The sequence below is a fragment of the Hassallia byssoidea VB512170 genome (assembly GCF_000817785.2).
In the GTDB taxonomy this organism is placed as follows: domain Bacteria; phylum Cyanobacteriota; class Cyanobacteriia; order Cyanobacteriales; family Nostocaceae; genus Hassallia; species Hassallia carrinoi.
In genome coordinates this window covers 1-26,120 of the sequence record NZ_JTCM02000094.1, presented here as the reverse complement: position 1 = coordinate 26,120, position 26,120 = coordinate 1, and the positions used below count along the sequence as shown (strand labels likewise).

23 protein-coding genes and 1 pseudogene are annotated in these 26,120 nt (G+C 42.3%); 8 read left to right on the top strand and 16 right to left on the bottom strand.

Translation table 11 applies throughout. The features are described from left to right. Together PI95_RS27055 and PI95_RS27050 are read right to left on the bottom strand one after the other, a co-directional pair. Window positions 1-712: PAS domain-containing protein (locus PI95_RS27055; RefSeq protein WP_163519232.1), on the bottom strand; the 712-nt coding region annotated here is incomplete at its 3' end. A 711-nt stretch (window positions 713-1,423) separates the two neighbouring features. After that, a complete protein-coding gene (locus PI95_RS27050; protein WP_039737535.1) occupies window positions 1,424-4,273 on the bottom strand; it encodes a GAF domain-containing protein in 2,850 nt (949 codons plus the stop codon). Between the two features lie 210 nt (window positions 4,274-4,483). Between PI95_RS27050 and PI95_RS27045 the strand changes: the two genes are divergently transcribed. Continuing rightward, window positions 4,484-5,623, top strand: coding sequence for a quinone-dependent dihydroorotate dehydrogenase (locus PI95_RS27045; RefSeq protein ID WP_039737534.1), 1,140 nt, complete (start codon window positions 4,484-4,486; stop codon window positions 5,621-5,623). 253 nt (window positions 5,624-5,876) lie between these two features. On the opposite strand, the gene PI95_RS27040 is transcribed toward PI95_RS27045, so the two are convergent. From PI95_RS27040 to PI95_RS27030, 3 genes are all read right to left on the bottom strand, one after another. Continuing rightward, window positions 5,877-6,605 carry a hypothetical protein gene (locus PI95_RS27040; RefSeq protein WP_039737532.1) on the bottom strand — a complete coding sequence of 243 codons (729 nt, stop codon included), beginning with the start codon at window positions 6,603-6,605 and terminating at the stop codon, window positions 5,877-5,879. Between the two features lie 290 nt (window positions 6,606-6,895). Beyond that, entirely contained in the window at window positions 6,896-9,028 is a 2,133-nt protein-coding gene (locus tag PI95_RS27035; protein WP_039737530.1) for a pentapeptide repeat-containing protein, read from the bottom strand. 58 nt (window positions 9,029-9,086) lie between these two features. After that, window positions 9,087-9,443, bottom strand: coding sequence for a hypothetical protein (locus PI95_RS27030; RefSeq protein WP_039737528.1), 357 nt, complete (start codon window positions 9,441-9,443; stop codon window positions 9,087-9,089). Window positions 9,444-9,745: 302 nt separating this feature from the next. On the opposite strand from PI95_RS27030, the gene PI95_RS27025 reads away from it, so the two are divergent. Then, window positions 9,746-10,177 (top strand): hypothetical protein, encoded by a 432-nt coding sequence (locus tag PI95_RS27025; protein WP_039737526.1) that lies wholly within the window; start codon window positions 9,746-9,748, stop codon window positions 10,175-10,177. Window positions 10,178-10,233: 56 nt separating this feature from the next. Here the strand turns inward: PI95_RS27025 and PI95_RS27020 are convergent, their stop codons facing one another. The 6 genes from PI95_RS27020 to petB form a co-directional block, all read right to left on the bottom strand. Beyond that, the gene (locus PI95_RS27020) at window positions 10,234-10,605 is read right to left on the bottom strand and encodes a hypothetical protein (protein WP_039737525.1); all 372 of its coding nucleotides are present in this window, start codon (window positions 10,603-10,605) and stop codon (window positions 10,234-10,236) included. Between the two features lie 165 nt (window positions 10,606-10,770). Then, a complete protein-coding gene (locus PI95_RS27015; RefSeq protein WP_039737523.1) occupies window positions 10,771-11,946 on the bottom strand; it encodes a glycosyltransferase family 4 protein in 1,176 nt (391 codons plus the stop codon). Between the two features lie 152 nt (window positions 11,947-12,098). Next, a complete protein-coding gene (locus PI95_RS27010) occupies window positions 12,099-13,097 on the bottom strand; it encodes a GDP-mannose 4,6-dehydratase (RefSeq protein WP_039737521.1) in 999 nt (332 codons plus the stop codon). A 426-nt stretch (window positions 13,098-13,523) separates the two neighbouring features. Next, complete coding sequence (locus tag PI95_RS27005) at window positions 13,524-13,967, bottom strand: ATP-binding protein (RefSeq protein WP_039737520.1); 444 nt, start codon at window positions 13,965-13,967, stop codon at window positions 13,524-13,526. Window positions 13,968-14,186: 219 nt separating this feature from the next. Then, window positions 14,187-14,669 carry a cytochrome b6-f complex subunit IV gene (petD, locus tag PI95_RS27000; RefSeq protein WP_039737518.1) on the bottom strand — a complete coding sequence of 161 codons (483 nt, stop codon included), beginning with the start codon at window positions 14,667-14,669 and terminating at the stop codon, window positions 14,187-14,189. A gap of 176 nt (window positions 14,670-14,845) precedes the next feature. Further along, a complete protein-coding gene (gene petB / locus PI95_RS26995; protein ID WP_029632221.1) occupies window positions 14,846-15,493 on the bottom strand; it encodes a cytochrome b6 in 648 nt (215 codons plus the stop codon). A gap of 407 nt (window positions 15,494-15,900) precedes the next feature. Here petB and ctpA point away from each other — a divergent pair, with 407 nt between their 5' ends. Next, on the top strand, window positions 15,901-17,142 hold the full coding sequence (gene ctpA / locus PI95_RS26990) for a carboxyl-terminal processing protease CtpA (RefSeq protein WP_039737517.1): 1,242 nt from the start codon (window positions 15,901-15,903) through the stop codon (window positions 17,140-17,142). 235 nt (window positions 17,143-17,377) lie between these two features. Here the strand turns inward: ctpA and PI95_RS26985 are convergent, their stop codons facing one another. After that, window positions 17,378-18,079 carry an MBL fold metallo-hydrolase gene (locus PI95_RS26985; protein ID WP_039737514.1) on the bottom strand — a complete coding sequence of 234 codons (702 nt, stop codon included), beginning with the start codon at window positions 18,077-18,079 and terminating at the stop codon, window positions 17,378-17,380. A 198-nt stretch (window positions 18,080-18,277) separates the two neighbouring features. Here PI95_RS26985 and PI95_RS26980 point away from each other — a divergent pair, with 198 nt between their 5' ends. Together PI95_RS26980 and PI95_RS26975 are read left to right on the top strand one after the other, a co-directional pair. Next, window positions 18,278-19,753 (top strand): site-2 protease family protein, encoded by a 1,476-nt coding sequence (locus tag PI95_RS26980; protein ID WP_039737513.1) that lies wholly within the window; start codon window positions 18,278-18,280, stop codon window positions 19,751-19,753. Between the two features lie 333 nt (window positions 19,754-20,086). Further along, on the top strand, window positions 20,087-21,085 hold the full coding sequence (locus PI95_RS26975) for an exodeoxyribonuclease VII large subunit (RefSeq protein WP_039737512.1): 999 nt from the start codon (window positions 20,087-20,089) through the stop codon (window positions 21,083-21,085). Window positions 21,086-21,193: 108 nt separating this feature from the next. Here the strand turns inward: PI95_RS26975 and PI95_RS26970 are convergent, their stop codons facing one another. Beyond that, window positions 21,194-21,760, bottom strand: coding sequence for a phycobiliprotein lyase (locus tag PI95_RS26970; RefSeq protein ID WP_039737511.1), 567 nt, complete (start codon window positions 21,758-21,760; stop codon window positions 21,194-21,196). Between the two features lie 85 nt (window positions 21,761-21,845). Between PI95_RS26970 and PI95_RS26965 the strand changes: the two genes are divergently transcribed. Further along, entirely contained in the window at window positions 21,846-22,076 is a 231-nt protein-coding gene (locus PI95_RS26965) for a hypothetical protein (RefSeq protein WP_163519231.1), read from the top strand. Window positions 22,077-22,088: 12 nt separating this feature from the next. Here the strand turns inward: PI95_RS26965 and PI95_RS26960 are convergent, their stop codons facing one another. The 3 genes from PI95_RS26960 to PI95_RS26950 form a co-directional block, all read right to left on the bottom strand. After that, complete coding sequence (locus PI95_RS26960) at window positions 22,089-22,760, bottom strand: HEAT repeat domain-containing protein (protein ID WP_039737508.1); 672 nt, start codon at window positions 22,758-22,760, stop codon at window positions 22,089-22,091. A gap of 223 nt (window positions 22,761-22,983) precedes the next feature. Further along, window positions 22,984-23,589, bottom strand: a complete 606-nt coding sequence (locus tag PI95_RS26955; RefSeq protein WP_039737504.1) for a methyltransferase domain-containing protein — start codon at window positions 23,587-23,589, stop codon at window positions 22,984-22,986. 173 nt (window positions 23,590-23,762) lie between these two features. Then, window positions 23,763-25,202, bottom strand: a complete 1,440-nt coding sequence (locus tag PI95_RS26950; protein WP_039737501.1) for an MFS transporter — start codon at window positions 25,200-25,202, stop codon at window positions 23,763-23,765. Window positions 25,203-25,269: 67 nt separating this feature from the next. Here PI95_RS26950 and PI95_RS26945 point away from each other — a divergent pair, with 67 nt between their 5' ends. Further along, entirely contained in the window at window positions 25,270-25,815 is a 546-nt protein-coding gene (locus tag PI95_RS26945) for a phosphoribosyltransferase (protein ID WP_052324643.1), read from the top strand. Window positions 25,816-25,929: 114 nt separating this feature from the next. Beyond that, a pseudogene (locus PI95_RS26940) lies at window positions 25,930-26,022 on the top strand (element excision factor XisH family protein); the annotation flags it as partial. Window positions 26,023-26,120 lie beyond the last annotated feature (98 nt).

Genomic DNA, 26,120 nt, shown 5'->3' with positions numbered 1-26,120 from the left:
TTAGCACTGCTGCAATCAACTCACGGGTATCGGCTTCGTCATCTACAAACAATACGCGTAAGCCATCCAGCCCATTGGGTTTTTCCATAGGTGCGCTCAAGGCAGGTATCTGCTTTGCTGCTAATTGCTTGTACTTAGTAATATTATGTATACATATTTGTAATATATCCAATCCTCTAGAAGTTTCTCGCCCAGGCTTCACCGAAAGTATTGCATCAAAAGCTTGACCCTCAAGGGGACAGATAGATACTTCCCACTCTTGCACAGACTTTACATTCAACGACTGCTTTAGTTTGGTAAGAAACAATAGACGATCTTTTTGCGATATAAAACTTCTTAATGATTTGCCAATTAATAAATTGGGCAACACATTTAACAATTCAGCAGCAGCGTTGTTTATTTTTATAATTATTCCTTTATCATCTGTAAACAAATACGCATTAGGTGCAAATTCAAATAAATCATGATAAGTCTTATATTCTGCTATTATTGTCTCATTTTGTTGCAGCAGTTTTTCTTGAACGTCTTTCATTACTTCTAAAGTAGTCTGCATTTCTTCTTTGAATGCTTCTAGATTCTCTATAGAAGCAGTAACAGCTTCCAATGCAGCGTTTGCTTGTTGTTCTATTGGCAACTGCATTATATATTTTTCCAGTTCCTGTATCTGCTGCCAATTTTTTTTAAAACTATAGGTCAACTCTTCTTGACTCACAACTAACTTCCCTTTTTACTACTTACGACATACTCAACTAACAAAATATCTTTAATTGTTGATCGCGTTTATATTTTATTTATCTTGAATAGTTAAAATTTTTACCTAAAAATTACTGATATATTCAAGATATTTTCAAATAATATTGCTTTTCATTGTTAGCAATTTTACTGAACATTTTTTGCTTTTAATAAATCACAATACTAATTATACCGAATTTGAAATTTATGAGTAAATTAATAATTCTTAACAAAATTTAATATTTGTTAAATTTATGTATAATTTTATTTGTATATAGTTTTCAGCATTATCTCATGTCGAATAACGCTCTTATTTGTCGTCAGTTGCTGAGAATTGAAGCAGCTTCATGTTTAAATGTGCAATTTAGTATGATGAATCGTTGCCACAAGTTAAAGGGATACCTGGAAAACGTAGTAAATCGTAGTGATACGCTTAATTACACAGGTTGAACCAGACCCCTAATTTTTGTTAGGAGACGTTATTTTAGTCATGACACCCTGGAATTCGCGCTTTTCCTTGCTCTGTCGTTAGTCTTTAAACATCTCGAAAGGGACGTGAGCTAACCCAACAAGCTTAAATAACAAGGTTGAAGCAAACATTACCCAGAAATGGTGAAATTTAAATGTCTAATTTTGTTTTAGTTATCGACACAAATAAACGTATTTTTACGCTTAACTACGAAATACTCCGTTATTTAAGCATTAGATGAAAAGGCAACAATAAGCGGCTGACTACTCGATTATCTGGTAATTGATAAATTTGCAATTCTCCACCTAGTTTTTGCATGAGGTTTTGGCAAATCAGCAAGTGCAAACCTGGTGGTTGATTGAGGTTTGAGAAAGCAAGCAAATCTTTGGGTGTATCTGGGTGTAGTTCTTGAAGTAGCTGTGCGTCAATGATGCCATTATCTGTAATTGATACTTCTAAGAAGCGCTGATCTAAACGGCGACACCAGATATCAATTCTGCCACCGGTTGGAGAACGATGACATGCTCCCAGCAACAATTCATGCAGAATTAATTCTATTTTCACGATGTCGCCAGCGATCGCTATTGTAGTTTTCTGTGTAGGCTGAACTAAACCGCTTTGTTCTGACTCTTGAATGCCAATTGATTGCCCTAAACCATGCACGCTTACCCACAACTTCTGCTGTTTAATTAAATTATCAATTCGTTCGAGCGATCGCTTGAACAAACTAGCTATTGGCATTGTTTCACAGCTAAAAACCAACTGCCACTGCTCCAGCTTTAACAGTCCACAAATCGAAGCGGTTGTACGATCTAATTGCCGCAGCAGTTGATAGAAGCGCATTTGAGCCTGTTCCGTAGCCGGAACCCCCAAATCATGAATTTGACCGAGTAACAACGTTGTCGTTCTTTGAATGTCTTCTAAACGACGATGTTTGTACCAATTGAGTTGTTGTAATTCCTTCGTTGTCGATTCAAGACTTTCAGTAATTTGCAACCATCGCCGCGACCAAGCTAGTTGACAAACTAAATTTTCTGTGGTAATAATACTTTGTTTTGACCAGCGACGTTCTGAATTGTCTGCCATCAACACTACACCAGTAGGTTGATAATCGGGACTGGTACGTAATGCCATCACCAAAATTTGACCGATGTCGATACCATTCAACCATTTTTTGGTATCAGGTGGTAAATCATCCACGCTCAGAGTCAATAGACCATCTGTAGCAAGCGCCCACTGAATCAAAACTTCTGTTTGAATTAAGATGGGTGTATCAAGAGCGATCGCAAACCGATTATTGGCAATTACTCCTGGTATAATTTCGGCAACACGCTGACCGGGCGACCAAGATAATAGTATCGCCAAAGGACAACCGAGAAGAGATGCGATTTGTTGTAGTGCTGTACGTTCTAGATGCTTTTCTTCTACTTCGGCTGTAGCGTATGCCTGTTCCGTAATCCGAAAACATTGCTGAAAGGTTTGTAAAATTTGTTGCTGTTGCTGGGTATTTGCCTGTAACTGCCATTGACGGACGATCGCACCAATTTGTTGAGCGACAATTTGCAAAAGCTCTTTTTCTAAAGTTGTCCAAGCGCGGTTAGTTTCGTGAGCAATTATTAAAAGCGTTTCTGGTGCATGTCTGGCAGCACAGTTACTAATTAAAAGCGATCGCACGTTATTTTCCACCAACGGAGAACGCCAGTTAAAAAACCGCAAATCTTCCTCGAAGTTTTCTATCCCCACTGCAACTGTAGCACGTTGCAAAAGCTGTGAATCAACTTCTTTGAGAGCATCGAGAGAAAATGTCAAACATCGGCGATTAATAAGTTGGCTTTGGTAAATAAATTGATAATTATTTTGCTCTGGGTTGTACTGTAAGAGTAAAAACCAAGTTGCCCCTAAGCGCTGCAAAACTTTTGCCGCACAGTTGCGTAAAATTTCTTCCAGATCGCGATCGCTATAAATAGCTTGGGCAACTTGGCTAGTTAGCTGAGAATCAAGTTGAACTTGATTGATAGTACTTTCCATACTTTCAGTAGGAGCAACTAGAGAAATTAACCCAGCAGCACTTTTGAGGAAATTTGTCTCAGCTTCCGTCCAAATTCGTGCTTCATTCGCTTCCACTGCCAAAAAGCCAAGCAAATCTTTTTGGCAGATGATAGGAGCTGCCAAAAGCGATCGCACTTGCAGCCGTTGCAGCAACTTTCCGGTAAAATTACTTTTGAGAGAACTACGTGCCTCACCAATCGAGACAATTTGATTGACCGACAAAGCGTAGTAAAACTCACTCAACTCCTGTACCGTAATTCCCGCAGCTTGCTGATTGTTAGTATCGCCAATCCTCTTTGATTGATTGCTCACCCGTCTTTTAAAGTAGCGTCCTTCTCGCTCAAACCAGTAAATATTGGTGCGGTTAGGAGAGACAAATTTATGAGTTGCCTGCACTACTGCTTCTAACCTTGGTTCTAAATTATTTAGGGTTTGCACTCGCTCCAACAATTTAATCAAAGGCTCGTCAAGACGCTTGATTTGCTGATGCTGCAAATTAATTTCACTTTGATACAGTTTTGCTCCCAGTTCGCCTAAAATTATTGATAGCTTTGCTTTGTCTTCCCCCCCCAGCAAGTAACCCCAAAGTTCTGAACCCAGCAACACGACACCCAAACAACGGTCTTTATAACGAATTGGCAAAAAAATTGTTCCTTGAATGTTGTATTTTCTTGCTAATTCCTGCCATTCCTCCGCTCTATTTTCGGCTCGCAAATCGGCTACAGCCAAGGGACGCTGTTCAATTACTACTTGCTCTGATAAATCTCCGGGACTCAGAACCACGCGCTGTTGTAAAACAGTGGTGTCATTACCTGGCGTAAATCCTCCTTTACCAAACAATATATGATTAAGTCTGTCGTAAAGAGCAATCCAAATCAATTTCAAGTCAAATTGCTCTTTCAGATAAGAAATAGTAGTTTCAATCAGAATATCAACATTATCTTCTTCCCTAAGGCTTTGCAGGACGCGACCCAAGGAAAAAATTTGTGATTCGGCAGCTATAGGTTTTTGGTTCTGCGCCATCTAAATTATCAGTCAATATAGCTTGTAATATATAGGATGCCCAGAAAAGCACTCAGACTAATATTGCAACTAGTGCTTGCAGTCTGTGTTATGGGAAATTAAAGTAATTCTCGTTATTATAAAGTGGTAAAATTTTGATAAACTCAAAATATCCGGGTTTAACAGATAAAAAAGCAGGCTGTTGTATGTTAATCCCTATCAGGGATTGAAATGGATATTTATCAAGTTGCTATTCGTCCTCTTTTATTTAATCTGGTAAAAGCAGATCCAGAGTGGTTGCACTCCACAACGATTCGCAGTTTAAAATGGCTGTCGCAAACAAGCAATAATCCACCCGCTAGTTGGATACATCACCGCTTACAGCAGTCTTTTTGTCTTGAGGATGCACGTTTAGAACAAACTTTATTTGGGCTAAACTTCCCAAATCCTCTTGGGTTAGCTGCTGGATTTGATAAGGATGGAGTTGCTGCGCGTATTTGGTCGAGTTTGGGTTTTGGCTTTGCCGAATTAGGAACTGTCACTTACCACCCACAGCCAGGAAATCCCCGTCCTCGTTTGTTTCGCTTGCCGTTGGATAAAGCCGCTCTTAACCGCATGGGTTTTAATAATAATGGTGCGGCAGCGATCGCAAAACTTTTGGCAGAAAGCCAGCAGAATTTAATCTCGATACCAATAGGTGTAAATTTGGGTAAATCTAAGGTAACACCCTTAGAAGAAGCCGCATGTGATTATCTCAACAGTTTTCGCTTACTTAAGAATTGTGGAGATTATTTTGTGGTTAATGTGTCTTCGCCGAATACGCCAGGGTTGCGATCGCTTCAAGATGCCGCTATGCTTAGTTCTATCTTGGATCTCTTGCAAAAAGAAAACACTGCACAAAAACCGCTTTTTGTCAAGATAGCGCCAGATTTAGAATGGTCAGCGATCGCGGACATAATTTCCCTGGCTCAGACATACCAGCTGGCGGGGATTATTGCCACTAATACCACGATCCGGCGCGATCGACTGAAAACGCAGGTTATTGACCAAACCGGCAAATCTGTCACTGAAGAAGCTGGTGGAATTAGTGGTGCGCCATTAGGCGATCGCTCCACAGAAATAATTCGGTTTATTGCCGCGCAAACCCAAGGTAAAATGCCGATAATCGGCGTTGGCGGCATCTTTTCCCCAGAAGACGCTTGGGAAAAAATTACTGCTGGCGCTAGTCTCATCCAAGTTTACACAGGCTGGATTTACGAAGGTCCCTTTATGGTACGCCGTATTCTTCAAGGCTTGCTTTCCAAATTAGAACAAAACGGACTAAATTCGATATCCGAAGCCGTGGGTTTACAAGTAAAAAGTAAAAAGTAAAAAGATAAGAGTGAAGTTGTTTTATTTTGCCTTTTGATAGCGTTTCTATATGAAGAAGCGCTTAATTAGCCCGCGTAGGCGGGCTTTGTCTGTGTAGCCCCAGGCTTCCAGCCTGAGGGTAAAAAGTAAAAAGATAAGAGTGAAGTTGCTTTATTTTACCTTATGAAAAAGCGCTTAATTAGCCCGCGTAGGCGGGCTTTGTCTGTGTAGCCCCAGGCTTCCAGCCTGAGGGTAATAAAGCGCAACCTAACTTTTAACTTTTGCCTTCCTCTTCCAAAGGAAAAAACTCCTTATTTGTCCGAGAAAAACTCCAAGCAATCCCATCAGGATCTCTGCTGCGACTCCACTCAGAAAAATCTGGATCGTTTCGTCGCTTATATACCGTGCTGGAATAAACATTTAGCCGTTTAGCCAGTTCCGATTGGATGAGAGAGCCAAAAACTAACTGTTTTTCCAGAGGTTTTTTCACTTCCTCTGTGGTTGTGTGTGTCAATGATTCAGCTAATGGTTTTTCCTCCTCTAACTTAGGTAACGGTGCTGCCAGTAATTGTGCATTAATGGCAACAGGTTTAGAAGCAAGTTCTTTAATTGGCTCACTACTGTCAAGTATGCTGCCGAGAATGCTACCAGTGATGAAATGATAAACCGGACTGCTGTCTTCATTCAGGATGCTAGCGCCAAATTCCGTGGCTTTAGTATCTAGATAACGTTTTGCCTTTTGCCCAGAAAAATTGCCCTTCATTGCCAAATCCATTGGCGTAATTCTGCCCTGGCTTTCCCGAATCATTTTATTGAAAATCGGGTTAACATCCTGACACCACTTTTGCCATTTATAGCGCTGCCAAAGATTAAAACCAGCTATCAGCAAAATAACACCCAGCAAAACTCGCCAGGTGGAAACCAGGAAAATAATTAAAAAAGAGATTGGCAAAAGTAGAGCGAGAAAACCCTTCCCGCCGCTTTCTATGGATTTTTCACTCATGCCGATTATTGCCCAGTGACTTTTTGGGAAATAATATTATCTTGGCAAAAATCGGCACGTTTGTTTGTAGTATTTGGCAAAATGTAGCAAATTTGCCGGCAAAGAGGGGAAGGGGGACAGGGAGACAAGGAGGACAAGGGGGACAAGGAGGACAAGGGGGGCAGGGGGGCAGGGGGGCAGGGGGGCAGGGGATAAGGAGACTAGGAAGAAACTTACTTCTCTATCTCCCTTGTCTCCCTTGTCTCCCTTGTCTCCCTTGTCCCCCCCTCTCCTTGTCCCCCCATCTCCGACTAAGGGCAACGAGGATGAATGCCACCTTGAGTACAAATGTAAGCAAGTTGCTTGGGATCTAAATTTTTGACTTGAGTAAAATCAACTCCTTGTACTACAGCAGATTGTGCGCCGAGTGCTGGCGTTTGCACAAATTGATCTGCCGGATCTTGTTTGCTAGGAGCAAGAATTGCCCCCTGAAAATCAGCACCAGTCAAATTTGCTCCCCGTAAATCTGCAAGGCTCAAGTCGGCATTTCGCAAATTAGTATTAGACATCTGAGCCGATCGCAATATAGCACCAGTCAGGCGAGTCGCACTTAAATTAGCATCGCTCAGATTGGCGCGATCCAAATAAGCTCCTGATAAATCCGATCCTAACCAATTAGTTTTAGTTAAATTGGCAAAAGATAATTGCGTGCCGATCGCAATCACCCGACTTAAACTAGCAGCATACAAATTCGCTTCGTTTAATTTCGCTTCGCCCAAATCTGCCCCAGTCAAGCTAGCATTTTCCAAAACTGCACCCCGCAGATCGGCTCCCACTAACTGAGCGCTGCCAAGTTTAGCACCAACCAAACGCGCATTCGATAAATTAGCTCTGTTGAGAGTAGCACGTCTCAAATCGGTACCGATCATCAAAACGCGGCTGAGATTCGCATCGGTGAGATTGGCTTGTTTGATTTGAGCGCCACTTAAATCAGCAATTGAATCGTCGTAAGTATCCCAGCGTCCATCTTCACCTGCACCCCGGAAACGACTACTTTTAAAACTCGCAGAATTCAGATTTGCGAATTTGAAATTAATTCCCGATAAATCAACATTGTTTAATACCAAGTTGAAGTTGGAACTATTCCCAGTGCCGCTTTGTCCCAATTGAGTGCGACTCAGATCGAGGCTGTTGATTCGACTGCTGTAGACAGCTAAAATCTTGTTAATCGCTCGCTGATTGATATGTAACTTTGTTTGTCGCATTTCTGCATCTTGGGGTGAGTTGCTGTTAGCATTTATCTCACCAGCAAGAAACTGATTCATGCGTTTTAAATCGGGAATGGCTTCCGGACCAATACTTACTAACGCTTGTTGAATCGTATCAAGTAAAATGGGGTTGGTTTCTTTAGCTAACAGACTCACCAAAAATTCCATCGCCTGCGGGTTATTCAGAGTACCCATTGCCAAAATTGCACTTCGGCGTTCTTCATCGCTAGCGGTGGAGTTGGGAGTTAACTGTTTTTCGAGTGTGAGAAACTGTTGTCTTTTACCTTGATCGGCTTCGCGCTTGGTTTCCTGAGTTTGGATGTAGACTTGAGTGGCTACTAAAGTTCCTAACACGGCAACCATGCTCAGAAGTGCTACCCCAAATAAAGGCAGACTGGGGTTTTGTCGCATCCGTCCCCAGAGGTTAAGCCGATCGACATATTCTAAGGCGATCGCTTGTTCTGAATCTTGTGTCAAGCTAGCCTGATCGCTACTAGGTAACACCGGGGGGGTAAAGGGGAGATTAGCATCTATGGTGTAAGTACCCGCCAAGCGATCGTGTAGTGCCCGCCTAGGCTCGTGCTTCGACGGTAAACCCATCCCTTCTGCCAACCAGAGCAAAGCAACTAATCCCGTAAAAGCACTTAAATTAGGAAATAATAAGCTGTATCTCCATACCAGATAAGCAATGGACATGGGCACAGTCCAACGACCAATTCCTTCTCGCAGCAAAACAGCCGCGAAACCGGGAGGTGCGCCTTTGTCGTTCACAACCCGAACCCCAAACCAGCGTTTGGGAATGGTGCTACCAGTTTTAGCCAGTAAATATAATTGCCAGCCAGAGACTGTCAGGGGGGCTAACAAAGCTACTGTCCACAAAAAATTAGTGGGCCATGCTACATTTCGCGTACCGTAACTTATAGGTAGAGCCAAAGGTTGAGCGATCGCTCTTTCGGTGACTACAAGCACCGGATTGAGTGGTACTCGGTCTAGATCGCTTCGAGAATTCGCGTATACACCCATACCGAAGGGAATCAACCCACTGGTAACTACCAATGTAATTTCAGCTACCCAAGCGGCAATACGCTTAGTTCCCAAGGGTAGAAAATTCGATTTTTCCGGTTCTTTTGAGCTGCTGGTTTGATGATTGCTTCTCCTCACACTTGGAATCGCCATTACATAATTCCCTTTAAGTTTATTTCCACACCACTATCGATTATGGATGACAACAATACTATTGCTTGCGTTGAAAGCTACCGGACACAAAAAATTTGTATCCAAGATACACTAACCCTGCCAACACTGCCAGACTGACAGCAGACGCAACTAGTTTGAAAACCGCTTGCAGCATCGCCAAACCCAATAAAACGCTTACGCCACCTACAACAAGCTTTCCCGTGACCGAAAGGCTTTTGAACCAGATTTTAAATCTCTCTAAGTGCGGCTTCCAGGCAAGAAAATTCAATTGAGATGTTTGTTTTTGTGCTTCTGGCTGCGAAACTACTACTTTAGGAGACGAAGAATTCATTTCTGACTCTAACTGTTGAAGGCGATGCTGCAAATCATCTTCTCTGTTTCCTTGAGGATTCATAAATTTTTTACCTTAGCTAGGATACTTGTGAAATCACAGATTTTTGAAAATCACAAGTGATTTTCTCATTCTGTGTATAAAATACCTTTCTCTTCAGGGAAAAATTATGTTTTTTTGTTGTTGGTTTTTAGGCGATCGCCATCCTTGATCGCATTTACTTTCTTGAATCTTTAGTCATGTAGTGATTTATTTCGCCAAGAAAAAATTATACGCCACACTTAGAAACAAAAAATCAATTGCCAGTGTCTACCAACTCAAGCTATGTATATCAATATCGCTATCTAAATTGGGGGCATTAGCAGATGAAGACGCTTAAGCTATTTACGGTTGTTCCCGCAGTATTGGCGATGAGTTTGGTTTTCACCAATGTTACTTTGGCTGAAGCACCACTTGTAGTAATCAAACCCAATTCCCAACCAGAACCACTGATTGTCAATGGCAAGTCAGGGGGAGAAAAAAAAAGCAATTGCGGTAACATTGCCGCTGCACCTAATCAAGTTATCCAGATTACAGATCCACTACCTTACTTGCGATTAACAGTTGAAAGCGCTGGAAAGCCGACACTGCTGATTGACGGTCCTGGGGGGCGCTTCTGTGTTTTAGCGGATAGTTACTCTGGAGGCAAGCCAGAAATTTCAGGTTACTGGCAAAAAGGGAATTACTCAATATATGTCGGTGAGCTATCCCAACGACAGTATAACTATAGCCTTTCATTTTCGCAACAAAAGAAGTAGTCAAAAGTCAAAAGTCTACTGAAGCCGATGCATGACTGTTGACTCTTGACCATTGACTAATCTTCAATCGATTGGGCTGGCACTTCCACTGCGGTAACATCAATTGTCCCTTCTGGTGTGAAACGCCGAAAATGTTTTTGTTGCACCAATAATTGCTCTCCACAGTTAGGACACTGCAACGGAGTATTATTTAACCCGCTAAATTGATACGTACAGACGGGACACTGGTCATTAACTAAGTTGCGTTGCAGCCACCAGCGAAACCCAAAGAAAGCTAAAACCGGTGCTAAGAATAGCAGCCCAAAAATAATTAGCAGCGAATTAACCAACCAGCCCAAGCCCAATGACCCCAGCAACCAGATAACTGCTACTACAGTCAGCCAAGGGCGGAGATTTAAAAGATTTAACTGTAAGGATTTAAGGCTCATTTTTTAAATGTTGTCCTGCTCTCCTTCTAGGATAGCGAGTTTACAACACAGTCAATAGTTCAGAGTCAATGGTCAATGGTCAATAGTCCAGAGTCAATAGTCCAAAATCCAAAATCCAAAATCCAAAATCTAAAATCCAATAGACCCTTGACTGTTGACTCTAGACTATTGACTCTTAACTCTTGATGAAAGTTGTTGCAACCGCTGTTGGAAGGCTTCGATACCGAATATAGCGATCGCTTGTTCTCGCAGCCACTCGCCATCACAACGTTGGTCATCACCTTTGAGAATTTCTAAACAAGCATGAGCCACTGCATTTGGATCGCGGTGCGGTACTCGCCATCCTAGTTTACCATCCTGTAACGGGTCAGCAGAGCCATCATCATCACCTGATAGCACCGGCACTCCACAAGCCATTGCCTCTAAATAGACAATGCCAAAGCCTTCTTGGGAGGGCATAATGTAAGCATCAGCGAGACGGTAGTGTTCGATTAGCTGGGAAGTAGGGACGAAACCAGCAAAAACAACTTGTGAACTCACACCTAAATCTAATGCTAGCTGGGCTAATCGCGGTTGATCGTCGCCTCGTCCAATTACCAAGTATTTTACTTCCCCAAAGATTTGGGCTATTTGCGGTAAAGCCCGAATAGTTACATCTACGCCTTTATAAATATCTCCTGACCACAATCGCGCTACAGTCATTAAGACCTTGGCACCAGTTAAACCATACTTTTCAATTAATTCTGGCTGTTTGTCTCCTGGTGTAAATTTATCTCCATCAATCGCGCAAGGTAGCATCTGCACGATGTTAGGGTTTATATTATTAGCGGCACAAGCGCGATCGCGGCTGTAGCGACTTATCGTCCAAATCCCGGATGCTAATGTTAGGGCGCGACGTTCTACACTTTTAAGTGGCTCCCAAACTTCTTTACCGTAAGTTAATACAGTATAGGGAATGCCCAACGGCTGGCAGAGGGTTTGTATCAGTACTGCCAAATTGATATGACCGCAAAAAACTTGCTGGGGGCGCTGTTGCAGCAGACACTTAAGTAATGCTGCTGCCATTTTGACTCTGCCCAACTTCGGCGACTGATTTTTGAAGTAATGAAATTTTAAATGCTCAGATTCAAAAGGATTTTCGCACTCAGAATTATCTCGCAGTAAAAATACTTCTGCCTGTGAGGGTTCTTTCAACTTGTTATAAGCTCGAAAAATATCTTTTACATACGATTGAATTCCGCCTTCGCGTTCAAAAATTTCTAAGAATACGAAAACATGCTGAGTCTTTTTGGCAAAATTATCACTTAAGTGTGATGTTTCGTCCAGTTTATTGATTAGCATTTTTATTTACAAAATATAAATTATTAGGGTATTGGTAATTGGTAATTGGTAATTGGTAATTGGTAATTGGTAATTGGGCATTGGGCATCTCCCCTTTCCCCTTGTCTCCTTGTCCCCTTGTCTTTTTGTCTCCCCATTCCCCATTCCCCAGATCATACTGACGGTGACGATGTAGCAGGCGCGATCGCACCACTTTGCAAACGCTCTAAATCTGTTTGTACCATTTTCTGTACAAGTTCTTCAAAGCTGACTTGTGGTTCCCAGCCGAGTTTCTTTTTAGCTTTAGTTGGGTTAGCAACTAGTTGAAAATGCTCATCCGGTCGCAGCAAATCGGTGTTAATGACTACATGGCGCGTCCAATCCAGATTAACACACTCAAAAGCTGCGCTAACTAACTCGCGAACACTGTGCAGCTTACCTGTGCCAATCACGTATTCTTCTGGTTCGTCAACTTGTAACATCCGCCACATAGCTTCGACGTGATCGCCGGCAAAGCCCCAATCGCGTTTGGCATCTAAGTTGCCCATTTCCAAGGTGTCGGTTAAACCCAATTTAATAGATGCTGCCGCTAAGGAAATTTTGCGCGGCACAAATTGAGGTGCGCGTAAAGGCGACTCGTGATTATATAAAATTCCACTACAAGCGAATAGACCATAGCGCTGTCGATGGTGTACCATTGTCCAGTGGGCGTGCAATTTTGCTGCCGCATAGGGATTTTTCGGACGAAAGGGTGTTTCCTCATCTTGAGGCGATCTGTCTACATCTCCAAACATTTCCGAACTGCTTGCCTGATAAAATCGCGTAGACAAACCAACCTGCCGCACTGCTTCTAATAGCCTGGTAGCGGTACCAGTAATCAAATCCAAAGTTCCCAGAGGATCGTTCCAAGAATCGGGTACAAAGCTGGGAGCCGCTAAATTGTAAATTTCTTGGGGACGCAGTTGTTCTACTGCTGTCAACAGTGCCAGAGTGTCTCTTAAATCAACAGTGTAAATTTCTACCTGGTGTGCCAAGGTTCCCAGTTTTGCCAAATTTGGTTGTCGATGGGGGGGTACTAATCCTACAACTCGATAACCTTGATTAAGCAGCAAGTGGCTGAGATAGTAGCCATCTTGACCGGTAATTCCTGTAATTAAGGCTGTTTTAGTCATATCTTGTTTTTTATCCTTTCTATCTCTTTGGGCACTAAATGGCGTGAGAATACTCTCATTGACTTGGAGTAATCAAGCACAAAGCGCTTCGTGCCTGTTTTTACAAGAAGCTTCTTTATAAAGGTTTCAAAACTGCTGGAAATTACAGTAACTCAGGCAGTTTTCGACCCAAAAGAGTTTCTCGCAGCCAAATCCTAACAAACGAGTGACTACAACTCGAATGCTGTGTTTACGGTATTCAGTATTTTTTTTGATACAGACGTATTTTTTAAGTCTTTATAAGAATTCAGCAAAATTCAGTATTTTTATAGTGGCGCAGGATATATAAAGATTATCAATTTTCATATTAGGAGCAGCAGGGAATGCATTCTCCTCCTAAACCAGGTGCGCTCCCCGCTTGTTGCTTGTTCTAAGATTTTTCTTTGCCTATTGTTGCCCTTTTTGACCATATTTGACGATGAGCAGACAATTTCTTCCATCCGGACCACGTTCGTAAGCAACGCTGTCTGCCAAGCGTCGCAGGAGAAACCATCCATATCCCCCTACTTGCAAAGTGCCCGGTTCTGGCTCTACTATCGCATCCGGATTAAAAGGTTTTCCATGATCCCAGATTCTAATTTCCAGCCGATCAATCCATAGAGAAACATCAATCTCAATGGTTGTTTCTGGCGGCAAAGCATGATGAGCGTGACGAACCGCGTTTGTAAAGCCTTCTGCCAATGCTAAGTTGAGGCGATAAAGTTGGCTTTCTGACCAGCCAAGTTGAGACAAGTGTTGCAGACAAAAATTCTCAAACCATTGTTGTACTTGGTTCAGAAGCTTCAGATCGCTCTTAACCCTCAGATGGTCTTGCTTCATTATACTAAGCATTGACCGTGACTTAAATATAAATGAGTGAAAATGTTTGTATCTGTTGTAGCTTAAAGATTTTAGATTTTGGAATAGTATTTTCATCTATTCCAAAATTTAAAATTCCAGATGCGATCTGGATTACTAAAATTGACGCCTGTTGATTTTTCAAGAGGCAATACATCCATCTGCACTTGCTCTTGAAACTCACAGGCGTCAAAGCGCTTCTTGGCGGCTGATTTAGAACAATCCCAAGGTCAAAGATTTATCAATTGGGAAGGTAGCGCCAATACCCAACCAAAGGGTAACGGCAGTGCCAATCAAGAACACCGTGGTTGCAACTGGACGGCGGAATGGATTTTGGAACTTGTTAATGTTCTCAATAAAAGGAACGAGAATCATCCCCAAGGGGACAGATGCCATCGCAAATACTCCTAAGAGTTTGCTTGGAACCGTCCGCAAAATTTGGAATACCGGATACAAGTACCACTCTGGCAGAATTTCCAACGGTGTGGCGAAAGGATTCGCTGGTTCACCTGTCATGGCGGGGTCTAGCACAGCTAGCGCCACAATAGAGGCGAAGGTTCCCATCATGACGATGGGGAAGACATACAGTAAGTCGTTGGGCCAAGCAGGTTCGCCATAGTAGTTATGACCCATGCCTTTGGCGAGTTTGGCTCTTAACTGAGGATCGCTCAGATCGGGTTTTTTCTGTGTTCCCATTTTTTGTGTGCTCTCGTGCTTAAGTTAAGTTAAAGCATTTGTAAAAGCTATCAGCTATTAGGTATTAGCTTTCAGCTTACAGATGCGAATGTTCGTTTCTTATTTCTCATAAGTTTAAAACAAACATCTCTATCTGAAAACTGACAACTGTTACCTTTTTCGCTAATAACTTCAGTTTACAAAGGACCGGAAATGCCTTGCTTGCGGATCATCAAGAAGTGAAACAGCATGAAGACCGCAATTAACCAAGGTAATACAAAGGTGTGGGCGCTATAGTAGCGAGTTAGAGTTGCTTGACCGACGCTAGAACCACCACGCAGCAAGTCGGAAATCAAAACGCCAACTACAGGAATCGCTTCTGGTACACCGCTAACGATTTTTACAGCCCAGTAGCCTACTTGGTCCCAAGGTAGGGAGTAGCCCGTTACACCAAAGGAAACGGTAATTACAGCTAGGATGACGCCGCTTACCCAGGTTAATTCACGGGGCTTTTTGAATCCACCGGTCAGGTAAACCCGGAAGGTATGCAAAATCATCATTAGCACCATCATGCTGGCAGACCAACGGTGAACGGAGCGAATAAGCCAGCCGAAGCTCACTTCGTTCATCAGGTACTCCACGGAAGAGTAAGCTTCAGCTACTGTTGGCTTGTAGTAAAACGTCATCGCAAATCCAGTGGCAAACTGGATGAGAAAGCACATTAAGGTAATGCCACCCAAGCAGTAGAAGATGTTGACGTGGGGAGGGACGTACTTGCTGGTGACGTCTTCAGCCAGCGCTTGAATCTCTAAGCGTTCCTCAAACCAGTCGTAAACGTTAGCCATACAATCTCAAGTTCCTCGAAGTCGGTTGCGGTTGATAAATTTTGCGAAGTTATAAGCGGCTAATCGCTGCTTACACTTCTGTCCCAATTAAGGATTTTGGGATTTTAGCAAAGTGCATTTTACTGCTTGTTATCTGTCAGAGTGTTAAGAATTGTTAAGAAACTTAGACACTTTACAAAGAGGGAATATATTGCGTTCTCTTTGTACCTCAACACCAGGGATGATGGACACAAAGTAGATCTTATCGTTTTCAGAGTGGGATTTACTGTCATCATTTGCCTAAATAAATTGATGAGAGCAATACTCCACTTCTATAAAAAAAGTAACATAGTCGAGAGATAGATTTCATCAATCAAGAAGGCAACTAAGCTATTTTTGCTTTCTTTGGGTCACGAGTGAAGTTGAAAATGCGGTTCATGCACAAAAAGGTTTTTCGGGTTGGATTGTCACTGCTAGTGGCGTTTTGCTTATTTCTGGGGCTACTCGCGCAACCAGCAGTAGCTTTGACGGATGAACAAAAACTGATATCAGAAGTATGGCGGATTGTCAATCGCACTTATTTGGATGAGACGTTTAATCATCAAAACTGGGCGACGGTGCGGCAAGAAGTTTTGAAGAAGCCGCTGAAGAACAGTGAAGCAGCTTATGGGGCAATTCAGAAGATGCTCAAGAGCCTCGACGACCCCTTTACGCGCTTTTTAGATCCGGAGCAGTACCGCAGTTTACAGGTTAATACATCTGGTGAACTGACGGGAGTGGGATTGCAAATAGCGCTTAATGCCCAATCGGGGAAGTTGGAAGTAGTAGCACCGATCGCCGGATCACCAGCAGACAAAGCAGGAATTAAACCGCGCGATCGCATTGTGAAAATTGAGGGCGTTTCCACAGAAAACCTCACCCTTGACGAAGCTGCGACGAAGATGCGCGGACCATCTGGCAGTCTCGTCACTTTGCTGATAGAACGAGATGGAGAAGGCGAAAAGGAATTTAGAGTAGTGCGATCGCGCATCGCTCTTAACCCCGTAATAGCAGAATTACATTCTTCCCCTCAGGGTACGCCCATTGGCTACCTTCGCCTAACTCAGTTTAATGCCAACGCCTCAATGGAATTGGCACACGCTATTACTAGTCTAGAAAAAAAAGGCGCTGCTGCCTACATTCTCGACCTGCGAAATAATCCTGGGGGGTTGCTGCAATCAGGAATTGAAATTGCCCGCATGTGGCTTGATTCAGGCACCATCGTTTACACTGTTAACCGACAAGGCATTCAAGGCAGCTTTGAAGCCTCTGGTTCATCGCTGACACCAGATCCGCTAGTAATTTTAGTTAATCGAGGAACTGCTAGTGCTAGTGAGATTCTCGCCGGCGCACTGCAAGATAACAATCGTGCCCAACTAGTCGGAGAAACTACCTTTGGCAAAGGTTTAATTCAGTCCTTATTTGAATTGTCAGACGGTTCTGGCTTGGCGGTAACAATTGCTAAGTATGAAACTCCTAATCACCGAGATATTAATAAACTCGGTATTAAACCGGATAAAGAGATTTCCCAACATCCTATTACTCGCGAGCAAATTGGTACGCAAGACGATTTGCAGTATCAAGCAGCACTGGATGTGTTGAGTAATTCGGTAGTGGCAAGAAGGGATTAGGGCATTGGGCATTGGGGAGGCAGTGCGTTGCGCGGGTTAAGCGCGTTGTAGCACCTGCCGTCATTGGGCATTGGGCATTGGGCAATTTTGTTGAGGGGGAAAGGTGTAGAAAATAAAGAGTGATTCCAAATAATTCGCGCATTTTATTTCTTACCATGCGCCCCTTTTTTCCTTTCCCCTTTTCCCCTCTTATCCCCGACCCATTCCCCATTCCCCATTCCCCATTCCCCATTCCCTATAAAAATGAGGCTAAACGCTGGTAGGCTTTATCTATGAAGCGCTTGCCTCGCAGAAACCCTGTGTTGGCACCAGGACAAATATACTGAAGAGTTTCTGGTGTAAAGCGTTCTAACAAAAACTTTACACTTTTAATTTGTCGATTCCAGTGAAAGGTTTTGGCTGTCCGTAATGGTACTGGATCGCCCTGCTGGTTGGGGAGTAAATGGCGTCCAGAAAATAGTACGCCTCCAAGTTCGCTGTAGTACAGGCAAGAGGAACCGGGAGAATGTCCTGGTGTCCAAATCACTTGTGCTGTATTATTCAAAGCGTATTCTTGACCGAAGGTAGTGACGGTTAATCCGGGTAGTAGATAAGCTTCTTGCTCTTGAATGAGAATCTCACAGTTGAAAATTTGCTGAAATTCTGCTGTTTTGCCGATCGCCCCTCGATGAGTGATAAATAAATAACGCACACCTTTGTGCGATCGCAGAAAATCCTGATTTGTTTGGTCTAGGGCAGGGCAGTCTATCAAGATATTACTTTCATTTCCTACAATAAAATAAGAAGTTCCCCCTAATGTGTCCCGATTTGGTGGAAAGGCAAAAATGTTGTTTGGCGTGAAGTTCGATTTGAGATTTTCTTCAATCGAAACTTCCCAAGAGAACACAGCCTGTGGTGGCTTAACTGTATGATTTGGCTGTTGAGGTATGGGGCACATGAGCAAAAAAACCGCGTTCTTAACGCAGTTGTGGAAATGGTTACAGTCTTGAAATTCTTAAGAATTGATACTTAAGAGTTGATAAGCACTTTAAGATTGTTAGCGTAAAAAATTGGGGTTTGAGGTCTGCTGTGTTGTAAGTGCTGTGGTGCTAACACGCTTTGGTGGGACGTTGTTCTCAAAATATCTGAAGATAAAATGACATTTTGGTTTCTCCTTTTACTGGGACTATTTACTTATCTAATGGTGCAGCGCAGTGTCGCTAATATCACCAAGACTCCAGTGTGGCTGTTGTGGTTGGTGTTAATGACACCAGCATTGCTGTTGACCGGGTGGACGCTGATGTATGGGGCAAAACAAACTCCCCCACCATCGCTAATCATTTGGCCCTCAGTTATCTGCCTTCTGTTATACTGGCTGTTGTTTCAATGGGGGCGTCAAGCACCAAAAAACACACAGACCGAACCCCAAACCTCAGAATTACAATCGGCTACTCATCCTACCGCAGAACCAGTGACAGTGCGTCCCATTGAGCCAAGAGAAGAAACCCAGTTGCGAAATTGTTTTCCCTGGTCTGTATACTACATCCAAAATATTGAGTATCGCCCACAAGCTGTGATTTGTCGGGGACAGTTACGATCCTCACCGACTGAAGCATATCAAAAAATTAAGGCAAATATTGAAGCACAATTTGGCGATCGCTTTCTGGTAATCTTTCAAGAAGGTTTCAATGGCAAACCTTTCTTTATCCTCGCTCCCAACACCCAAGCTGCAAAAGCTGATACACGCAACCCGGAACAGTTAACGCGACCCGTATTAGCGCTTTTACTACTGCTTGGTACTTTAGTAACTACTACCTTCGTGGGAGTAAAAATGGCTGGTGTCGATTTAGCAACATTGCAATCTAACCCAGCTAGTTTGTTAAAAGGATTGCCTTATGCTTTAGCGTTAATGACCATTTTGGGCATTCATGAACTTGGTCATTATTTAACAGCTAGATTCTACAAAATTCGCTCGACACTGCCATACTTTATCCCGATGCCGTTTTTCTTGGGAACCTTCGGTGCATTTATTCAAATGCGTAGTCCGATACCCAATCGCAAAGCTTTATTTGACGTTAGCATTGCTGGACCACTTGCAGGCTTTGTAGCAACTTTGCCTTTACTAATATGGGGTTTAGCTCATTCTGAGGTAGTTCCTTTAAGTGAAAAAAACGGACTGTTAAATACTGATGCGCTCAATCCTAAATATTCCATTTTACTAGCGTTGCTGTCAAAATTAGCGCTATCGAGTCAGTTAACGTCACAATCAGCGATTGATTTGCATCCAGTAGCGATCGCAGGTTTTCTCGGACTAATTGTCACAGCGTTGAATTTGATGCCGGTGGGACAATTGGATGGAGGTCACATTGTCCATGCGATGTTTGGACAAAGAACAGCGATCGTAATTGGTCAAGTTGCTCGTTTGTTGCTGCTGCTACTTTCTTTAGTACAGTCGGAATTTTTCTTATGGGCGATTATCTTATTATTTATACCGCTAATTGATGAACCCGCTTTAAACGATGTCACAGAACTCGATAATAAACGTGACATTTGGGGGTTAGCAGCAATGGCTTTGTTGGTACTGATTATACTGCCACTACCGGAGGCGATCGCCCGCTTGTTGCAAATCTAAACAGCACTGGGAGAAAAAATAAAAGCTTAAAAGATTCTTTCTTTTTTCTCCCAGCCGTAAAAGTAGTAAAAATATAAAATTTTTCCGAAACTTTTAGTCGTCCTTTGGTGATTGTCTAGAGACGACTTGGTTTTAACATTTTACCCAACCTTATTTTCTAAATTTAGGGCTACAACTAAAGTACATATGCCTAATTTAAAATTATTTGAGCGCTTTTATTAGTAAAAAAATAAATTTAGATAAAATATGATGATGTTTCATCAGTCTTTTTTGAATTTAAAAAAATGCTTAAAAGACTATGAACATTGAAATATACTTACTGAGTGATTAACTATGGAAATTCTGCCACTAATTGTTTCTGCAATCTCAACAATATCAATAGCAGTAATTGCCGTGTTGGTTCTGCAACTTAAAAAGAGCTTAAATGCTACGATAACAGAGCAAGAAAAACTATTAAAATTTGTAGAAGCGGCTAACGAGTTAAATAAAGAGCAATATCAGATAACTACTGAAGCTCGAAAAAAGCAGATTGAATCTTTTGAAAATGTCAAAAATCAGTTTGCAAGTATAATTGAAGGAAGTTCGGATCTGGAAAATCGTTTGGTTGAGGTACTAGAAGTTAACAATAATTCTAGAGAAAGTCTCAGCTATTTGGTGCAGAATAACGCAGAAACGCATTTAGCAAAGTTGCAAGCGCTAGCTAATCAATTAGAGATAATTACACCTGTGTCATCGCAGGTTGAAAATTTAATTCAAGGAAATTTAAGTTTAGAAAATCGGCTCAAAGAAATTATCGGCAATTTACTACAAAGCAATCTAGAGATGCAACAACAAAAGTTGCAAGCACTCGGAGATAAACTTGAAACATTTGCATCTGTACAAACCCAAGTTGATACTTTGATTGCAGCCAACTCAAATCTAGAAAATCACCTGAATAAGTTACAAGAAGCTGATAATAATTCTAGAGAAAGCCTTACTCATTTGCTGCAAGGTAACACAGAGGTGCAATTAGAAAGGTTACAAACGCTAGAGAAGAAACTTGATACATTTGCAACGATGCACAATCAAGTTGAAAGTCTGATTCAAGAAACTTCAAATCTAGAAAATCACCTGAAAGCAAGCATTGCTGAGTTAGTGCAGAGTAACACAAATATACAACTAGAAAAATTACAAATCCTAGTTGATAAATTACAGGGATTTGAAAGTGTAAAAACTCACCTTGAAAATTTAGTTCAAGTAACCTCAAATCTAGAAAATCGCTTCACACATTCGCAGGAAGCTAACAAACCAAAAAGCAAAGGATTTAAAAAGAGTACGCAAGGAATTGATTAATAATGTAATTCGTAGTGAGCGCTTCAGCGCTCAAATCTTCGATTTTAAGCGCTGAAGCGCTTACTACTTTTGCCTAACCCCCCGTTTTAGGGGGGTTTAGGAACAAAATTAACTTGACGCTGAATTAGCCGCTTCAGATACTTTCGCTGCTGCTGGAGTACCACCCATGCGTATCTCAGAAGTGAACGAAGCCATACTGAAACCGCCAAAACGCTTCAGGACACTTACCCGCATCCGTAAATTGGGACTAGCAAACCACAGACGTTCTTCAGACCACATGGTTTCGTATTCTGTAATTAGTGTCAATGCGTCATCACTGCCCATTTTATAGCTGCCGGCGACTGGAGCTTTCTCCGCATAGCCCATTTCTCGCAGCAACTTACCTTCATTGGGATTATCTTCATTGGGGACAGTAACCAACACTGTAGAACCAGTGTGTTTTTCTTCATCCCATTCCATTGTCCCATTCCAGGTAACTCTAGCGCCACAGGAAGCATGTTTTGGGTCAATTTCATACTGTTGACACAATTTCGCAACCTCTGGATGATCTGCTGCTAACATCTCAATCACAATATCTGACTTGCCGTCTTCAGATTGCTTGAAAGCCAAGTGGTGACTGGTACGATGAGAAAACCATTTACCAGCGCTCAATTCAAAAAATTCTTGAATATTCATAAATGAAATTACCTTTGATCAAAATGCAAAAAATCCCACTTATTAAAAAATAGCAGGAGGGGAGTGGGGGAGTGGGGAGTTGGGAGTGGGGAGACAAGGGGACTCCTTGGAGACAAGGGGGACAAGGGGAGCCAGTGCGTTGGGCGGCTTTGCCGACTTGAAGCATCTGGCGTGGACAAGGGGGACTCCTTGGAGACAAGGGGACAAGGGGACAAGGCAAATTATTCTTTTTTCCCAATTACCAATTACCAATTACCAATGCCCAATTCCCAATTCCCAATGCCCAATGCCCATTACCCTAGTCTTCATCTGTTGAATGCTGATTATATCAACTTGCTTGTTCAAGCCGCTTGAGGGAAATTCTCGCGGCTTCGGAGACATGAGAATGGTTGTCTTTTTCTAGATATTTTAAAGCGGAAACTGTCTTGGCACTGGGAAGATTACCTAAGGCTTCTGCAAGACGTTGACGCACTAACCAATCTTCTGATTGGGCAAAACGCAGGATATGATCTACAGAGTTAATGTCTTTGATTTCTCCGAATGCGGCGATCGCTGCTTGTTGTATTACTACTTCTTCACTCTTCAACGCTTGAATCAGTACATCATGAGCGCGGGGGTCTTTAATATTACCTAAAGAAACTGCCGCACTAAAGCGCACCAGCCAGTCAGTATCTTCGTAAAATGCTCGTGACAACGGCTCAAAAGCTCTAACATCACCTAAATATCCTAACGCGCCAGCGGCATCAGCACGTATACCATAATCGGGGTCAGATTCTAAAATTTTTACCAAAATGGGGTAACATTCTTCTGTCGCTTTAACTCCCAAGGCAAATACTGCCATTGAGCGCAGTTGGAGAGATTCGTCATCTAACACCTTTTTAATTAAAGGTACTGCTTCCTCATTGGATACATGGCGCAAATTGGCAAGCGCTACCATGCGATCGCCTAAATTCTCACTTTCTAACTGACTGGAAATTTCTTGTACGCTTAGATTTGCCATCTAATTTAAGCTTCTTTACTTATCTTTACTTTATAAGTAACATTACGGCTCTATTAATGCATAAGTCAGATGGTAGGTTTTTCCGTACCTGTCTAAAAAAAGGTGATTATTTGCAAGAATCCCGACTTCTTCAAGAAGTCGGGATTCTGACTACCCATGAAACGCACAACTAGGGACGCTTAGTCCTTTGGACTAGGAAAAAAAATTGTTCTTAGTATGATGTTTAATTTTTTACAACGGTAAATCGTCCTAAATGTTCTTCTCCCTGACGTTCGGGTATTGAATTCGTTACTGGTATCAAAGAAAGAATTTGAAAATCTGTCTGAAAGTAGTGGCGAATTTCCTCTGGAGTCATTCCAAAGGGAGGACCACCGGGGCGATTATGTGTGAAAAATAACCCAATTAGTTGTCCTTGCGGCTTTAAAATTGATTTGGTCAGTTGCACGTAAGCTAAACGCTGTGCTGGATCTATGGCACAAAAGCAAGTGTGTTCGAGTACGTAATCGAAATAATTTTCATATTCTGCTGGTAAATCGAAGATGTTTCGCTGTAGAAATTTAGCGGAACTTTGGGTAGTTTCAGCTAAAGCGATCGCCTCAGTAATTGCCGATTCTGCAAAGTCAAATCCGATAACTTCAAACTTGTGTGCGGCAAACAGCAATGCATCATAACCTCGACCACAGCCTAACACTGCAATTCGACCGGGAGAAGGTGCTGTTGTCGATTGTAATAGAGTTGCGAAGGGTGGTGCAGCTTGTTTGATATCCCAGCGATCGCTTTTCTCTTGATAGCGCTGTTCCCAATATTCTGGATTAGCTAGGGAGTGCATAAAGTTGCTATTTTGTAAAGAGGCACAAGTGGGAGATGTGAAGAAAAATTGAAAAACGTAGACACGAAGTGGCTTGCCGCAGGCTACCGCAGAGTCGCAGAGAACACAGAGGAAGGAGAAGGAGAGAGTTTCACGAATTATTTAGGACTGCTGTAGTTTTATTTCCCTACTCCCTACTCCCCACTCCCCACTCCCTCTTTACGCTGTTTGAGTTTGAGTAAAATTTCTGCGTGTACTTCGCGGGTAAGTGGGTAAAAATAAGCTAAAATCAAGCCACAAATTAAGGCGATCGCTGGTATCGGACCAATCGAAAAGCGAATAACATCTAACACTGAATTTGGTTGAATTGGTATGGCAATTTGAGTTGTGGGTTTAATGTATCCTGCTGTTCCCAGTTGTTGTAAAACGATGTTAACGGCAATTCCTAAACAGATTTTTTGCACAAAGACGATGAAACTGTAGAAAATGCCTTCACGTCGCTGTCCTGTGTTTAATTCATCGAGTTCAATTACATCAGGTAACATCGACCAAGGAACAAGATAAGCTGTAGATACTCCAAAACCTGCCATGACTGCTAAAACGTACATCAATACAACTTGACCGGGTTGTACGAAAAAGAGTCCACCTTGGGCGATAAGCCATAAACTCATTCCCATGAAGTATACAACTTGTTTGCCGTAACGCCGACTGACAGCATTCCAAACAAATAGCATAGCCATCGCGGTTCCTTGCACTGCCAAAAGTACTAAGCTAATGTGCCATTGGGGAAGACGCATCCAACTGGTGACATAATATGGTATAATGCCGGCAGTTAGTTGTACAGCTAACCAAGAACATAAATAAATACCGACTAGGAATAAGAAAGGACGATTGGTAAAAGCAATTTTCAGTTGCTGCAATATGGGGATAGATACAGTTTGCTCAGTTTCTGGATGTATTTTGGCGACAGCTTGAGCGCGTTTTTTAGTTCCCCAAACACACCAGTATACGGGCAATACTGAGATAATTGCACAAATTGCTCCTAGTAAAAGATACTGTTGGCGGCGATCGCTTGGAACTAGTAAAGAAATAACTAAACCGATAATTAACGCAAGAATACTACCGCCAATCGAAAAGGAAAAGCGATAACTATTCAAACTGGTGCGTTCGTCGTAGTCTTGAGTTAGTTCTGCGGTGAGCGCGGTATATGGTAAATTAACAATTGTAAAAAAGGCATTAAATAAAATCGATATCGCAGTGTAATACCAAAATAAACCCCACTGATTGACATTTTCGTTATTACTAAAGTGTGGTACAATCCACTGCAAAAAGAAGAAAATCCCAAAGGGAATTGCTCCCCAAATCATCCAAGGATAACGTCTTCCCTGCTTGCTTTGAGTGCGATCGCTCAACACTCCCACCATCGGATCGTTGACAGCATCCCACACTTTGCCGACTAGTTGAGTTTGTCCGGCTAAATTGGGATTTAAACCAGCTACATCCGTTAAAAAAGGCGATAAATAAGAAATGCCAATCATTGCGGCGATCGCTGTACCCAAATCCCCCGCACCAAAAGCCAGTTTGGTACTTACGTTTAGCTTTTCCGTTTCTGGTTGATAATCAGAATCGTTCATAATATGTTGCGCTCATATTAAAATAAAAAGTTTGCTATCCGTGTTTTAGCTATAAATTATATTGTTTATGCCAGACCTTTACGTTTCTTGGTCAGATTATCACCAGAAAATTGAACAACTGGCTGCTCAGATTTATCAATCTGGTTGGGAATTTAACCAAATTGTCTGCCTTGCTAGAGGCGGACTGCGGGTAGGAGATATAATTTCCCGTATATACGAGCAGCCATTAGCAATATTAGCCACATCATCTTACAGTGGTTCTGGCAAGCAAGAAAGAGGTAATTTAATTTTCTCACGCCATATCACGATGACTAGCGAAAAGTTAGGTTCGCGAATTCTCTTAGTAGATGATTTGGTAGATTCAGGAGTGACGCTGCAAGAAACTATTCCTTGGTTAAAGGAAAATAGCGAGTCTTCAATTGAGGAAATCCGCACCGCTGTACTTTGGTATAAAGCGTGTTCCGTGATAGTTCCCGATTACTACGTCGATTATTTAGCAGATAATCCCTGGATTCATCAACCCTTTGAGCATTACGAAGACATGAAGCCGGCAGATCTTGCAGCGAAGGTGAAAGGTAGAGACGTTCCGCTGGAACGTCTGTACGGGAATTAGGTAGAGACGTTCCAGCGGAACGTCTGTACGGGAGGAGCGGAGTTATGGAGCGCGATCGCACTTAAAAAATGCAATGAGGTAGTATTTAAGTAGGAAATATTATCACTGATAAGTATGTCTGCCAAAGATGTCTTTCATGAAGTTGTCAAAAAAGCTTTACAAAAAGACGGTTGGCAGATAACTCACGACCCACTATCATTCAGTGTAGTACCAATTTAATATGAAGCTGCATAGAATAGCCCTGCAACAACCCATCGCCTTATGTGGACAGCCTTGTTTTGTAGATCCTCGATCCCCCACGACAT

Coding starts and splice junctions, on each gene's coding strand:
- PI95_RS26985 (WP_039737514.1), bottom strand. CDS start 18,079: ATGTGCCCCATACCTCAACAGCCAAATCATACAGTTAAGCCACCACAG.
- PI95_RS27015 (WP_039737523.1), bottom strand. CDS start 11,946: ATGCTAATCAATAAACTGGACGAAACATCACACTTAAGTGATAATTTT.
- PI95_RS27030 (WP_039737528.1), bottom strand. CDS start 9,443: ATGAATCCTCAAGGAAACAGAGAAGATGATTTGCAGCATCGCCTTCAA.
- PI95_RS27040 (WP_039737532.1), bottom strand. CDS start 6,605: ATGAGTGAAAAATCCATAGAAAGCGGCGGGAAGGGTTTTCTCGCTCTA.
- PI95_RS26960 (WP_039737508.1), bottom strand. CDS start 22,760: ATGGCAAATCTAAGCGTACAAGAAATTTCCAGTCAGTTAGAAAGTGAG.
- petD (WP_039737518.1), bottom strand. CDS start 14,669: ATGGGAACACAGAAAAAACCCGATCTGAGCGATCCTCAGTTAAGAGCC.
- PI95_RS26970 (WP_039737511.1), bottom strand. CDS start 21,760: ATGAATATTCAAGAATTTTTTGAATTGAGCGCTGGTAAATGGTTTTCT.
- PI95_RS27045 (WP_039737534.1), top strand. CDS start 4,484: ATGGATATTTATCAAGTTGCTATTCGTCCTCTTTTATTTAATCTGGTA.
- PI95_RS26945 (WP_052324643.1), top strand. CDS start 25,270: ATGCCAGACCTTTACGTTTCTTGGTCAGATTATCACCAGAAAATTGAA.
- PI95_RS26950 (WP_039737501.1), bottom strand. CDS start 25,202: ATGAACGATTCTGATTATCAACCAGAAACGGAAAAGCTAAACGTAAGT.
- ctpA (WP_039737517.1), top strand. CDS start 15,901: ATGCGGTTCATGCACAAAAAGGTTTTTCGGGTTGGATTGTCACTGCTA.
- petB (WP_029632221.1), bottom strand. CDS start 15,493: ATGGCTAACGTTTACGACTGGTTTGAGGAACGCTTAGAGATTCAAGCG.
- PI95_RS26975 (WP_039737512.1), top strand. CDS start 20,087: ATGGAAATTCTGCCACTAATTGTTTCTGCAATCTCAACAATATCAATA.
- PI95_RS27010 (WP_039737521.1), bottom strand. CDS start 13,097: ATGACTAAAACAGCCTTAATTACAGGAATTACCGGTCAAGATGGCTAC.
- PI95_RS27035 (WP_039737530.1), bottom strand. CDS start 9,028: ATGGCGATTCCAAGTGTGAGGAGAAGCAATCATCAAACCAGCAGCTCA.
- PI95_RS27050 (WP_039737535.1), bottom strand. CDS start 4,273: ATGGCGCAGAACCAAAAACCTATAGCTGCCGAATCACAAATTTTTTCC.
- PI95_RS27020 (WP_039737525.1), bottom strand. CDS start 10,605: ATGAGCCTTAAATCCTTACAGTTAAATCTTTTAAATCTCCGCCCTTGG.
- PI95_RS27005 (WP_039737520.1), bottom strand. CDS start 13,967: ATGCTTAGTATAATGAAGCAAGACCATCTGAGGGTTAAGAGCGATCTG.
- PI95_RS26955 (WP_039737504.1), bottom strand. CDS start 23,589: ATGCACTCCCTAGCTAATCCAGAATATTGGGAACAGCGCTATCAAGAG.
- PI95_RS26980 (WP_039737513.1), top strand. CDS start 18,278: ATGACATTTTGGTTTCTCCTTTTACTGGGACTATTTACTTATCTAATG.
- PI95_RS27025 (WP_039737526.1), top strand. CDS start 9,746: ATGAAGACGCTTAAGCTATTTACGGTTGTTCCCGCAGTATTGGCGATG.